Source organism: Paraburkholderia acidipaludis NBRC 101816 (genome assembly GCF_000684975.1).
In the GTDB taxonomy this organism is placed as follows: Bacteria; Pseudomonadota; Gammaproteobacteria; order Burkholderiales; family Burkholderiaceae; genus Paraburkholderia; species Paraburkholderia acidipaludis.
Genome location: NZ_BAXZ01000010.1, coordinates 241,982 through 254,265, shown reverse-complemented (window position 1 = coordinate 254,265; position 12,284 = coordinate 241,982). Strand labels below are relative to the sequence as shown.

General features: G+C 67.5%; 11 protein-coding genes. All 11 read left to right on the top strand.

The window, feature by feature from the left end:
* Positions 1-35: 35 nt before the first annotated feature.
* The 11 genes from BAC01S_RS14510 (at position 36) to bioB (ending at position 12,198) form a co-directional block, all read left to right on the top strand.
* The gene (locus tag BAC01S_RS14510) at positions 36-452 is read left to right on the top strand and encodes a MerR family transcriptional regulator (protein WP_027795418.1); all 417 of its coding nucleotides are present in this window, start codon (positions 36-38) and stop codon (positions 450-452) included.
* Between the two features lie 33 nt (positions 453-485).
* Positions 486-2,291 (top strand): bifunctional isocitrate dehydrogenase kinase/phosphatase, encoded by a 1,806-nt coding sequence (gene aceK / locus BAC01S_RS14505; RefSeq protein WP_027795417.1) that lies wholly within the window; start codon positions 486-488, stop codon positions 2,289-2,291.
* A 37-nt stretch (positions 2,292-2,328) separates the two neighbouring features.
* Positions 2,329-3,114, top strand: coding sequence for a carbonate dehydratase (can, locus tag BAC01S_RS14500; protein WP_027795416.1), 786 nt, complete (start codon positions 2,329-2,331; stop codon positions 3,112-3,114).
* Positions 3,107-4,300 carry an acetyl-CoA C-acetyltransferase gene (locus BAC01S_RS14495; RefSeq protein ID WP_027795415.1) on the top strand — a complete coding sequence of 398 codons (1,194 nt, stop codon included), beginning with the start codon at positions 3,107-3,109 and terminating at the stop codon, positions 4,298-4,300. Before can ends, BAC01S_RS14495 begins: the two co-directional genes overlap by 8 nt.
* 90 nt (positions 4,301-4,390) lie before the next feature.
* Positions 4,391-5,068, top strand: coding sequence for an SDR family oxidoreductase (locus BAC01S_RS14490; RefSeq protein ID WP_027795414.1), 678 nt, complete (start codon positions 4,391-4,393; stop codon positions 5,066-5,068).
* A 63-nt stretch (positions 5,069-5,131) separates the two neighbouring features.
* Positions 5,132-5,584 (top strand): YchJ family protein, encoded by a 453-nt coding sequence (locus tag BAC01S_RS14485; protein WP_027795413.1) that lies wholly within the window; start codon positions 5,132-5,134, stop codon positions 5,582-5,584.
* A 426-nt stretch (positions 5,585-6,010) separates the two neighbouring features.
* Complete coding sequence (locus BAC01S_RS14480; RefSeq protein WP_043202253.1) at positions 6,011-7,423, top strand: dienelactone hydrolase family protein; 1,413 nt, start codon at positions 6,011-6,013, stop codon at positions 7,421-7,423.
* A 351-nt stretch (positions 7,424-7,774) separates the two neighbouring features.
* A complete protein-coding gene (gene bioA, locus BAC01S_RS14475) occupies positions 7,775-9,130 on the top strand; it encodes an adenosylmethionine--8-amino-7-oxononanoate transaminase (RefSeq protein WP_027795411.1) in 1,356 nt (451 codons plus the stop codon).
* Entirely contained in the window at positions 9,130-10,326 is a 1,197-nt protein-coding gene (gene bioF, locus BAC01S_RS14470; RefSeq protein WP_027795410.1) for an 8-amino-7-oxononanoate synthase, read from the top strand. The genes bioA and bioF overlap by 1 nt, the downstream gene beginning before the upstream one ends.
* Entirely contained in the window at positions 10,323-11,051 is a 729-nt protein-coding gene (gene bioD / locus BAC01S_RS14465; RefSeq protein ID WP_027795409.1) for a dethiobiotin synthase, read from the top strand. Before bioF ends, bioD begins: the two co-directional genes overlap by 4 nt.
* A 73-nt stretch (positions 11,052-11,124) precedes the next feature.
* Positions 11,125-12,198, top strand: a complete 1,074-nt coding sequence (bioB, locus tag BAC01S_RS14460) for a biotin synthase BioB (RefSeq protein WP_027795408.1) — start codon at positions 11,125-11,127, stop codon at positions 12,196-12,198.
* Positions 12,199-12,284 lie beyond the last annotated feature (86 nt).

Genomic DNA, 12,284 nt, shown 5'->3' with positions numbered 1-12,284 from the left:
GCCGGCCGCAGCGGGTCTGTCGCTCACCGCACACCATGACCCAGTACACGATTACCGAACTTGCCCGCGAATTCGACGTGACGCCGCGCGCGATCCGTTTTTACGAGGACCAGGGCCTGCTCGCGCCGAGCCGCGAGGGCGCGGGCGGCCTCAAGCGCGTGTTTTCGGGGCGCGACCGCACGCGGCTGCGGCTTACGCTGCGCGGCAAGCGGCTAGGCTTCACCCTTTCGGAGATCCGCACGCTGCTCGACCTGTACGACTCGCCCACCGACACGCTGCCGCAGCTCCAGGCCTTTCTCGACACGGTGATGCGCCACCGCGAGATTCTGGAGCGCCAGCGCGCCGACCTCGATGCCACGCTCGAGGATCTCGCGCAGTACGAGATACAGGCGCGAGATCTGCTCGCCCGCACCCATGCGTCGGCGTCCGGCGTGCAGGATGCCGAGAGCTAGACGGGAGCGGACGCCATAGCGGGCATGGAAGCGATGAAACACTTTCCGAAACTGCTCTCTTCGCAGATAGGCTTCGACGTGGCCGAGACGCTGCTCGAAGGCTTCAATCGCCATTACCGCAACTTCAGCGACGCGGGGGTGCTGGCGAAGGGCCTCTTCGAGTCCGCCGACTGGCGCGGCCTGCAGCGGCTCGCGCGCGAGCGCATCATGTCCTACGACGAGCGCGTGGCGGAGTGCGTGGCGACGCTCGAAGACGAGTACGAAGCGGAAGACATCGACGGCGAGGTCTGGCAGCAGATCAAGCTGCATTACATCGGCCTCCTCACGACGCACCGGCAGCCCGAGTGCGCGGAGACGTTCTTCAATTCGGTGTGCTGCAAGATCCTGCACCGCTCGTACTTCAACAACGACTTCATCTTCGTGCGGCCCGCGATCTCGACGGAATACATCGAGAACGACGAACCCGCCGCGAAGCCGACGTACCGTGCCTATTACCCGGGCAAGGACGGGCTGGCGGCGACGCTCGAGCGCATCGTCACGAACTTCCAGCTGGAAACGCCGTTCGAGGACCTCGCGCGGGACGTCGATTGCGTCATGCGCGCGCTGCGCGAGACGTTCGGCGAGGTGGAGCCCAAGGCCAACTTCCAGATTCACGTGCTGTCGTCGCTGTTTTTTCGCAACCAGTCGGCGTACATCATCGGGCGCATCATCAACGGCGATCTGCTCGCGCCATTCGCCGTGCCCGTGCGCCACGCGGGCACCGGCCGGCTCGCGCTCGACGCCGTGCTGCTGCGCCCCGAGCAACTGCTCGTCATGTTCAGCTTCTCGCATTCGTATTTTCTGGTGGACATGGAGGTGCCGTCCGCCTGGGTCGAGTTCCTGCGCACCATCATGCCACGCAAGCCGAGAGGCGAGATCTATACGTCGCTCGGGCTGCAGAAACAGGGTAAAAACCTGTTCTATCGCGACCTGCTGCACCATCTCAAGCATTCGTCGGACCAGTTCGTCGCCGCGCCCGGCATTCGCGGGATGGTGATGATCGTCTTCACGCTGCCGTCGTTTCCGTATGTGTTCAAGGTCATCAAGGACAGCTTTCCGGCGCCCAAGGAGACCACGCGCGCGCAGGTCGAGGCGAAATATCAGCTCGTGAAGCGCCACGACCGCCTCGGGCGCCTGGCCGACACGCTCGAATATTCGAGTGTCGCGCTGCCCGTGGCCCGCCTCGACGAGGCGCTCGTGAGCGAACTGGAGAAGCTCGCGCCGTCGATGATCGAGTACGAGGGCGACAATCTCGTGATCCGCCATCTGTATATCGAGCGCCGCATGGTGCCGCTCAATCTCTGGCTGCAGAACGGCAGCGACGCGGAAGTCGAGCACGGCATTCGCGAGTACGGCAACGCGGTGAAGGACCTGATGCGCGCGAACATCTTCCCCGGCGACATGCTGTACAAGAACTTCGGCGTGACGCGTCACGGCCGCGTGGTGTTTTACGACTACGACGAAATCGAGTACCTGACCGACTGCAACGTGCGCGCGGTGCCGCAGCCGCGTAATGAGGAAGACGAACTGTCCGGCGAGCCCTGGTATTCGGTCGGGCCGCACGACATCTTTCCGGAGACGTACCGCACGTTCCTGCTGGGCGATACGCGCGTGCGCCGCTACTTCCTCGAACATCATCCCGACTTCTTCGACCCGGCACTCTGGCAGGAGAGCAAGACGCGCCTGCTCGCGGGCGAGGTGCCGGACTGTTTTCCCTACGATCCGTCGATCCGCTTCAGCGTGCGCTATCCCGAGTGCTACGCGGACGATCTGTCCGCTGCGCCGGCACGCGCCGCCTGAGGCGTCGGCCGCGAACGAACCAACCTGTTGAAACACTATGAACTCATCTTCCGACCACCCGCTCGCCCATCTCTTCGCGAACAACGAAAAGTGGGTCAGCTCGCGTCTTGCCGCCGATCCCGAATTCTTTTCGCGCCTCGCCCATCAGCAGGCGCCCGAGTACCTGTGGATCGGCTGTTCCGATTCGCGCGTGCCGGCCAACGAGATCATCGGCTTGCCCTCCGGCGAAGTGTTCGTCCACCGCAACATTGCGAACGTGGTCGTGCATACGGACCTCAACTGCCTTTCGGTGATCCAGTTCGCCGTCGAACTGTTGAAGGTGAAGCACATCATGGTGGTCGGGCATTACGGCTGCTCGGGCGTGGGCGCGGCGCTGTACGGCCGGCGCGTCGGCCTGGCCGACAACTGGCTGCAACACGTGCAGGACGTGCGCGAGAAGCACGCCGCGCTGCTCGACGAGTGGCCGATGGGCGAGGCGCGCCATCGCCGGCTCGTGGAGCTCAATACGATCGAGCAGGTCGTCAACGTGTGCCGCACGACCATCGTCGGCGACGCATGGGCGCGTGGCCAGCCGCTCACGGTGCACGGCTGGGCCTACGGCGTGCACGACGGGCGCATGCGCGACCTCGGCATGACCGTTAGCGCACCGGAGCAGTTGCAGGAAACGTACCGGCACTGCGTCGCGGGCGTTTCCGCGCAGCGTGCGCACCAGGCCGACAACGACGTCGTCGCGGCCGACGCGGCGAGTCTTGGCGGAGCACAGGACACACACGGCATACAGGCCGTCGTTGCAGGCGTCATCAAGGAGCTCAAACATGAGTGAGACAAGTCAGGATCCCATCGTCATCGTCTCGGCGGCGCGCACGCCGATGGCGGGTTTTCAGGGCGATTTCGCGGCGCTGACGGCGCCGCAGCTCGGCGCTGTCGCGATTGCGGCGGCGGTTGCGCGCGCGGGCCTTAAGCCCGAACAGATCGAGGAAGCCGTGATGGGCTGCGTGCTGCCCGCGGGGCAGGGGCAGGCGCCGGCGCGCCAGGCGGCGCTGGGCGCGGGCCTGCCGCTTTCGGTGGGCGCGACGACCGTCAACAAGATGTGCGGCTCGGGCATGCGCGCGGCGATGTTCGCGCACGACATGCTGGTGGCCGGCTCGGCGGACGTGATCGTGGCGGGCGGCATGGAGAGCATGACGAACGCGCCGTATCTGCTGCCGAAGGCGCGGGGGGGCATGCGCATGGGCCACGGCCAGGTGTTCGACCACATGTTCCTCGACGGCCTCGAGGACGCGTACGACAAGGGCCGCCTGATGGGCACCTTCGCCGAAGAATGCGCAGGCGAATACGATTTCTCGCGCGAGCGCCAGGACGCATTCGCGATCGAATCGCTCAAACGCGCCAGGCGCGCCAACGAGGACGGCTCGTTCGCATGGGAGATCGCCCCGGTGAAGGTAGCGTCGCGCGCGGGCGAGACGACCATCGAGCGCGATGAGCAGCCCTTCAAGGCGAACCTCGACAAGATCCCGACGCTCAAGCCCGCCTTCAGCAAGACCGGCACGGTGACGGCGGCGAATGCGTCGTCGATCTCGGACGGCGCGGCGGCGCTCGTGATGATGCGCGAATCGACGGCGAAGCGCCTTGGCGTCGCGCCGCTCGCGCGCGTGACGGGTCATTCGACTTTCGCGCAGCAGCCCGCGAAGTTCACGACCGCGCCGGTGGGCGCGATTGCGAAGCTCTACGAAAAGACCGGCTGGCTTGCCCAGGATGTCGACCTCTACGAAATCAACGAGGCGTTCGCCGTGGTCACCATGGCCGCGATGAAAGAGCACGGCCTGCCGCACGAAAAGGTCAACGTGAACGGTGGGGCGTGTGCGCTGGGCCACCCCATCGGCGCGTCGGGCGCACGCATTCTCGTCACGCTGATCGGCGCGCTGCGCGCGCGCGGCGGCAAACGCGGCGTCGCGAGCCTGTGCATCGGCGGCGGCGAGGCGACGGCGATGGGCGTCGAACTGCTGTAGGCTACTAGCAGCGAGCCGCGCCGCAGGGAGGCGGCGCGGCAACGCACGCGGCGGCTCGTTGGCGCCGCATCCGACCATAAAGGTGTCCACATGAAAACCGTGTTGATCGTGGGCGCGTCGCGCGGCATTGGCCGCGAGTTCGCGCGCCAGTATGCGAAGGCGGGCTGGCGCGTGCTCGCCACGGCGCGCGGCGGCGAAGCGGTCGAAGCGCTGCGCGAGCTCGGCGCGCAGCCGTTCCCGCTCGACATCGTGCAGCCCGAGGAGATCGCGGCGCTCGGCTGGAAGCTCGATGGCGAGCGGCTCGACGTCGCGCTGATCGTGGCGGGCGTGTACGGCCCGCGCACCGAGGGCGTGGAGACCATCACGGCCGAGGACTTCGGGTACGTGATGAACACCAACGTACGCGGCCCGATGCAACTGCTCCCGACGCTGCTGCCTCTCGTCGAAGCGGCCAACGGCGTGCTGGGCGTGCTGTCGAGCCGGATGGGCAGCATCGCGCAGACCACCGGCACGACGGGCTGGCTCTATCGCGTGAGCAAGGCGGCGCTTAACGACGCACTGAAGATCACCTCGCTGCAGACGCGCCGCGCTACGTGCATCTCGCTGCATCCGGGCTGGGTGCGGACCGATATGGGCGGCGCGCAGGCCGCGATCGAGGTGGCGCACAGCGTGAAGGGCATGCGCGAAGTCATCGCGGAAGCCGCCGCGGCGCGCGACGTGTTCAATGGGCGCTTCTTCCAGTACGACGGCACCGAACTCGACTGGTGACGGTTTTTTCTGTATGACGGATCCGCGCGCCGATGCGCCGGATCGCAACGGGTTTTCCATGCAATGAACGCTGCAACCCCGCGTGCCGCACGGCCCGCCGACTGTCCCTGCGGCGGCGCCGCGCCGAATCTGAAGGCGGGTGCCAGGCCGCCGCGCTATGCCGGCTGCTGCGGCCGTTTCATCGACGCGGGCGAGCTGCCCGCGACCGCGCTCGAACTGATGCGCTCGCGCTATACGGCGTATGTGCTGGGAGAAACGGCGTACTTGCGCGCGAGCTGGGCGCGGGAGACCTGCCCGGCGGATCTCGACGCCGATCCGGCCGCGCCTGGCGCGCCGCGCTGGCTGGGCCTCGCCGTCAAACGCCATGAGCAGACCGACGCCACGCATGCCGTCGTCGAGTTCGTTGCGCGCTATAAGACCGGCGGCCGCGCCTCGCGGCTGCACGAGACGAGCCGCTTCACGCGCGGCGAGGACGGCCGCTGGCGGTATGTCGACGGCGACGTGACGGATACCTGAATCTCTTCGCCTCGCGGCGTTCGCCGCAGCCTGGCCGCCGCTTCGGCGCATCGCTCCCTTACACAACGGTTTCAGCTTCGCCATGCGGACGTCGCGCGCGTCCGCATTGGGACTGATACGGATGGACTCTCGCGTATCGCCTGCCAGACGGGCCTTCGGGGCGCTGGCATGCCTTATGCCGGGGTAAGCCCTGAATTGCGCAACAATATTTTGTCGTGCGAGGATCCACTCACGGTGTCCGGTCGGCCTTGGTGCAGCGGATACCGGTAGCGGCAGCGATGCCGCAGCGATGTTCCGATCGGCTTTTTCCCACGACGGATCCCATCGGCACATGTCTCGCGGCATGCGCAAGGGTTTTCGTTGTGCCGGAAACGGGCCGGCCGGGGTAAGACGGATTCGGCAGGTTTGTCGCAGGCGGGTTTGCGAATGGCGTACAGGAAGCTCCTTGGCGGATGGATGTTGGCTGGCACGGCGTGTCTGCTGTCGTTCGTGCTTTCGGCCGCGCATTCAGCCGCTCAGGCGGCGCCGCTTGCCGACGCGCAGGCGCAGTTCCAGACCGGTCCGCAGACTTCCGCTCCCGCAGCGCACACCGCGCCGCTCGCGTCCGGTCCCCTCGGCAGTGCCAAAGTGTCCCCCCTCGCGCTCGACGACGCCTGGCTGCCCGCCGTGCGCGCCGACCTCAACGAGCAGGTGATCCGCATTCCGGTGGCAGGCGACGCCGACGTCACGCTCGAAACCACGATCTACCGCCCGGACGGCCCCGGCCCGTTCCCGATGATCGTGTTCAACCACGGCAAGATTCCCGGCGACCCGCGCTACCAGACGCGCAGCGACCCCGTGTCGTTCGCGCGCGAGTTCGTGCGCCGCGGCTACGTGGTGGTCGCGCCGAACCGCCGCGGCTTCGCGGGCTCGGGCGGTACTTACGAGCAGGACGGTTGCGACGTGGCGAGCAACGGCCTCGGCCAGGCGGCCGACATCGCCGCGACGATCGACTACATGTCGAAGCAGCCTTACGTGGACGCGAAGCACATCGCCGTGGCCGGCACTTCGCACGGCGGCCTTGCGACCATGGCCTACGGCACCGAAGCCGCGAAAGGCGTGCGCGCCTTGATCAATTTCTCGGGCGGCTTGCGGCAGGATGCCTGCGCAGGCTGGCAGGACAACCTCACCCAGGCATTCGGCGGCTACGGCAGCAAGGCGCGCGTGGCTTCGCTCTGGCTCTATGGCGACAACGATTCGGTATGGACGCCGGATCTCGTCACGAAGATGTTCGCGGCCTATCGCAGCGCGCAGGCCGATGCGCAGCCGGGTGAATCTGCACCCGCCGCCGCCGCGCAGCTCGTCGACTTCGGTTCGTACAAGAACGACGCGCACCGTCTCGTGGGCGACCGGGACGGCGTGCAGATCTGGTGGCCGCGCGTGGAAGCATTCCTCGCCCGCGAGGGCATGCCCACGGCCGTGCAGTACCGCGTGGCCGCGCCCGAGGCGCCGAGCGGCACCGGCTATGCGGGCATCGATTCGGTGGGCGCCGTACCGTTCCTCGACCAGGCTGGCCGCGACGGCTACCGCAACTTCCTCAAGCAGTATCCGACCCGTGCGTTTGCCGTTTCCGATTCGGGCGCGTGGTCGTGGGCCGAAGGCGGCGACAATCCGATGGCCGTGGCAATCGCGAACTGCGAAAAGCACAGTAGCGACGCTTGCCATCTGTATGCGGTCAACAGCACCGTGGTCTGGTCCGACGACGCGGCCGTCGTCGCGCGCAACGACGCGAGCGCGGGTGTTGTGCCGGCCGCCGCCGAAACCGCAGACAACGACGGTCACGCGCTCGCAAGCCGCTAGGCGCGCCTTCGTGCGCGGCGCGTGCAGGCTGCCGGCGCTGTTGCCGCTTTCTCTGCTGTCCTCCGCTTCGATTTCCTCCTAGTTTTTTCCTGCTGGCGCGCTGTCCGCTGCGGCGCGGCCCCATTTTTGCGCCGCTCTCCCGCCGCTGCGCACAGATTTTTTTGCATAAGCGAGCCTGACTTTGCCGTCGTCATCTACGCGCTTTTGCGGGTATCGCGGGCGATCGGCCTTTTGCTGTGCCGAACCGCATCGAACCTCGCCCCGCGACGCTTCGCAGCGCTATTTTTGGGGTAGTGCATTGCGCGGGCGTTCGCGCTAATCTCGGTCCCGCTGTCGTATCGGGAGTCGTACTTGAATTCGCATTCCAATCTCGCCACCGACCGCTGGGTCGAGCGCAGCCTGCGCGCCGTGTGGCACCCCTGCACCCAGATGAAGCACCACGAGCGTCTGCCGCTAGTCGCGGTGGCGCGCGGCGAAGGGCCGTGGCTCTACGACCGTGACGGTCGCCGCTATCTGGACGCCATCAGTTCGTGGTGGGTGAACCTGTTCGGCCACGCGAACCCGTCGATCAACGCCGCGCTCAAGGCGCAGCTCGACACGCTCGAGCACGTCATGCTCGCGGGCTGCACGCACGAGCCGGCGGTCGAGCTGGCCGAGCGGCTCGCGGCGCTTACGGGGCAGGTGCTCGGCCACGCGTTCTTCGCGTCCGATGGCGCCTCGGCGGTCGAGATCGCGCTGAAGATGAGCTTTCACGCCTGGCGTAACCGTGGCGAAAGCGGCAAGCGCGAGTTCGTCTGCCTCGCCAACAGCTACCACGGCGAAACGATCGGCGCGCTCGGTGTCACGGATGTGAAGCTGTTCAGGGATGCTTACGATCCGCTGCTGCATCATGCGCACGTGGTCGCGTCGCCCGATGCGCGTGGCGCGCAGACGGGCGAGAGCGCGGCCGACGTGGCGCAGCGCGCGCTCGCCGACGTCGAGCGGCTGTTCGAGGCGCGCAGCGAACATATCGCGGCGCTGATCGTCGAGCCGCTCGTGCAATGCGCGGCAGGCATGGCCATGCACGATCCGGCCTACCTCAGGGGGCTGCGCGCACTGTGCGACCGCTACCGCGTGCATCTGATCGCCGACGAAATCGCCGTGGGCTGCGGCCGCACCGGTACGTTCTTCGCGTGCGAGCAGGCCGGCATCTGGCCCGACCTGCTGACGCTGTCGAAGGGCATCAGCGGCGGCTATCTGCCGCTTTCGATCGTGCTCTCGCGCGATGCGATCTTCGAAGCGTTCTACGACGACGACACCACGCGCGGTTTTTTGCACTCGCACTCGTACACGGGCAATCCGCTCGCGTGCCGCGCCGCGCTCGCCACGCTCGATCTGATCGAGCAGGGCGACGTGCTGGCCGCCAATGCGCGCAAGTCGGCACGACTGCGCGAGGCGTTCGGCCCGCTCGCCACGCATCCGCTCGTGCGCAACGTGCGCCAGTGCGGCACGATCCTCGCGTTCGACGCCGCGATCGAAGACCGCTCGCGCGCGGCCTCGTTCTCGCGGCGCTTCTTCGAAGCGGCGCTGACGCGCGAGCTGCTGCTGCGCCCGATCGGCACGACCGTCTACGTCATGCCGCCATACGTTCTCGACGCGCAGACCCAGACGCTGCTCGCAGAACGCGCGCTCGAAACCTTCGACGCCGTCGTCGCGGAGGACCGCTGATGCACCTCCTCGACACCCTCGAACAAGGCCTGCGCGAACTGGATACGCGCGGCCTGCGTCGCCGCCGCCGCACGATCGACACGCCCTGCGGCGCGCACATGCTCGTGGACGGCCGCGAGACCATCGGCTTCGCGAGCAACGACTATCTCGGGCTTGCCTCGCATCCGCAGCTCGTCGCCGCGTTGGCCGAAGGCGCGCAGCGCTATGGCGCGGGCAGCGGCGGCTCGCATCTGCTCGGCGGGCATTCGCGCGCGCACGCGCAACTGGAGGACGATCTCGCCGAATTCGCGGGCGGCTTTGTCGAGAATGCGCGCGCGCTGTATTTCAGCACGGGTTACATGGCGAATCTGGCCATCGTGACCGCGCTGGCCGGCCGCGGCACGACGCTCTTTTGCGATGCGCTCAATCACGCGTCGCTGATCGACGGCGCGCGCCTTTCGCGCGCCGACGTGCAGATCTACCCGCATGCCGACATGGAGGCGCTCGGCGCGATGCTGGAGGCGTCCGCCGACGGCCCGAAGGCGATCGTCACCGACACCGTGTTCAGCATGGACGGCGACGTCGCGCCGCTCGCACGTCTCGTCGAACTGGCCGAGCGCCATCAAGCCTGGCTCATCGTCGACGATGCGCACGGCTTTGGCGTGCTCGGCCCGCAGGGGCGCGGGGCCGTGGCCGAAGCCGCGCTGCGCTCGCCGTATCTCGTGATGGTCGGCACGCTAGGCAAGGCGGCGGGTGTGGCGGGGGCGTTCGTCACGGCGCATGCCACGGTCGTCGAGTGGCTCGTGCAGCGCGCGCGCCCGTATATCTTCACGACGGCTTCGGCGCCGGCGGTCGCGCATGCGGTGTCGGCCAGCCTGCGCATCATTGCGGGCGACGAAGGCGACGCGCGGCGCGCTCATCTGGGCAAGCTGATCGGACGCACGCGGGCGATGCTCAAGGAGACGTGCTGGCTGCCGGTCGATTCGCAGACGGCCGTTCAGCCGCTCGTGGTGGGCGCGAACGACGCCACGCTCGCGCTGCAAGTCACGCTGGAGCGCGATGGCCTGTGGGTGCCCGCCATTCGCCCGCCAACGGTGCCGGAGGGCACGTCGCGGCTGCGCATCTCGCTGTCGGCCGCGCATTCGGACGCGGATCTCGATCGACTGGACGCCTCGCTGCAGCGCGCGAGCCGGGCAACCCGGGAGGGCACACGATGACACTTTCGCTCTTCGTCACCGGCACCGATACGGAGATCGGCAAGACGTTCGTGAGCGCGGCCCTGCTGCGCGGCTTCGCCGGCAAGGGTCTGCTCGCGGCGGCGCTCAAGCCCATTGCCGCCGGCGCATACGAGCGCGACGGCGTGTGGCGCAACGAAGACGCCGACCAGCTCGATGCCGCCGCGAGCGTGCTGCTGCCGCCCGAAATCCGCACGCCGTTCCTGCTCAAGGAGCCCGCCGCGCCGCATATCGCGGCCGCGCTGGAAGGCGTGACGCTCGACATGGAACGCATCGTCGCGTGCCATCGGGAGGCCTGCAAGCGCGCCGAGGTCGTCGTGGTCGAGAGCGTGGGCGGTTTTCGCGTGCCGCTCACGGCGCAGCACGACACCGCCGACCTCGCCGTTGCGCTGGGTCTGCCCGTGGTGCTCGTGGTCGGCATGCGGCTCGGCTGCATCAGTCATGCGCTGCTTACCGCGGAGGCGATCGCGGCGCGCGGCCTCGCGCTCGCCGGCTGGGTGGCGAACCGTATCGACCCGGCCATGACGTTCCCCGAAGAAAACGTCGACGCACTGCGCGAGCGCCTTTCCGCGCAGTACGGTGCGCCGCTCATCGGCGTCGTGCCGCATCTGCGCGGCGCGAGCGCCGACGAAGCGGCACAGCACCTGGACATCGATGCTTTGCTCAGGCGGCTTGGCGCCGACTCAGCCGCGCCGGTATTGCATTGACGTCTGCATTAAGGCTTGCATTGAAATTTGCTTTGAACTGCTAAAAGTCAACGTCGCGAAGGACCCTGACACCATGACGCAAACCCACATCGACATCACCGGCCTCGGCAAGTCCAAGGCGGCTGCTGCAGCGGCCGAAGCGCAGGACGCGGCGGCGCGTTGGCGCGTCGCCGACGTCGCCGCGCTCTACGAGCTGCCGTTCAACGACCTGATCTTCCGCGCGCAGCAGGTGCATCGCGAGCATTTCGACGCGAACGCCGTGCAGCTTTCCACGCTCCTGTCGATCAAGACGGGCGGCTGCGAAGAGGACTGCGCCTACTGCCCGCAGTCGTCGCACTACGACACGGGGCTCGAAGCCGACAAGCTGATGGCCGTGGACGAGGTGCTGAAGGCGGCGCGCGTGGCGAAGGACAACGGCGCGACGCGCTTCTGTATGGGCGCGGCGTGGCGCAATCCGAAGGACCGCCATCTGGAGCCGATCAAGGACATGATCCGCGGCGTGAAGGAGATGGGCCTCGAAACCTGCGTGACGCTCGGCATGCTCGAGACGCATCAGGCGCAGGCGCTGGCCGACGCGGGCCTCGACTACTACAACCACAACCTCGATACGTCGCCGGAGTTCTACGGCCAGATCATCTCGACGCGTACTTACCAGGATCGCCTCGACACGCTCGAACGCGTGCGCGACGCGGGCATCAACGTGTGCTGCGGCGGCATTGTCGGCATGGGTGAATCGCGCCGCGAGCGCGCCGGGCTGATCGCGCAGCTCGCGAACATGGAGCCATATCCGGAGTCGGTGCCCATCAACAATCTCGTGCAGGTGCACGGCACGCCGCTCGAAGGCACCGAACCGATCGACCCGTTCGAGTTCGTGCGCACGATCGCGGTGGCGCGCATCACCATGCCGAAGGCGATGGTGCGCCTCTCGGCGGGCCGCGAGCAGATGGACGAGGCACTGCAGGCACTGTGCTTCATGGCCGGCGCGAATTCGATCTTCTACGGCGACCAGTTGCTTACTACGAGCAATCCGCAGGCCGCGGCGGACCGCAAGCTGCTTGCGCGGCTTGGCATTCGCGCGGAGGCGGCGCAGGAATTGCCCGCTGCGTCGGAGAAGGCTGCGCACGCTGGCTGCGGCCATTGCGAATGACGCGTTGAGGGCGGTGCGTAGGTAATACGAATCGGCCGGAAAGCAAGCCACGCCGCGAATCGTTCGCGGCGTGGCTTTTTTCATGC

Excerpts from the sequence above, each read along its gene's own strand:
- BAC01S_RS14490 (WP_027795414.1), top strand. The coding sequence starts at position 4,391 with ATGAAAACCGTGTTGATCGTGGGCGCGTCGCGCGGCATTGGCCGCGAG.
- BAC01S_RS14495 (WP_027795415.1), top strand. The coding sequence starts at position 3,107 with ATGAGTGAGACAAGTCAGGATCCCATCGTCATCGTCTCGGCGGCGCGC.
- BAC01S_RS14485 (WP_027795413.1), top strand. The coding sequence starts at position 5,132 with ATGAACGCTGCAACCCCGCGTGCCGCACGGCCCGCCGACTGTCCCTGC.
- bioF (WP_027795410.1), top strand. The coding sequence starts at position 9,130 with ATGCACCTCCTCGACACCCTCGAACAAGGCCTGCGCGAACTGGATACG.
- can (WP_027795416.1), top strand. The coding sequence starts at position 2,329 with ATGAACTCATCTTCCGACCACCCGCTCGCCCATCTCTTCGCGAACAAC.
- bioD (WP_027795409.1), top strand. The coding sequence starts at position 10,323 with ATGACACTTTCGCTCTTCGTCACCGGCACCGATACGGAGATCGGCAAG.
- BAC01S_RS14510 (WP_027795418.1), top strand. The coding sequence starts at position 36 with ATGACCCAGTACACGATTACCGAACTTGCCCGCGAATTCGACGTGACG.
- aceK (WP_027795417.1), top strand. The coding sequence starts at position 486 with ATGAAACACTTTCCGAAACTGCTCTCTTCGCAGATAGGCTTCGACGTG.
- bioB (WP_027795408.1), top strand. The coding sequence starts at position 11,125 with ATGACGCAAACCCACATCGACATCACCGGCCTCGGCAAGTCCAAGGCG.
- BAC01S_RS14480 (WP_043202253.1), top strand. The coding sequence starts at position 6,011 with ATGGCGTACAGGAAGCTCCTTGGCGGATGGATGTTGGCTGGCACGGCG.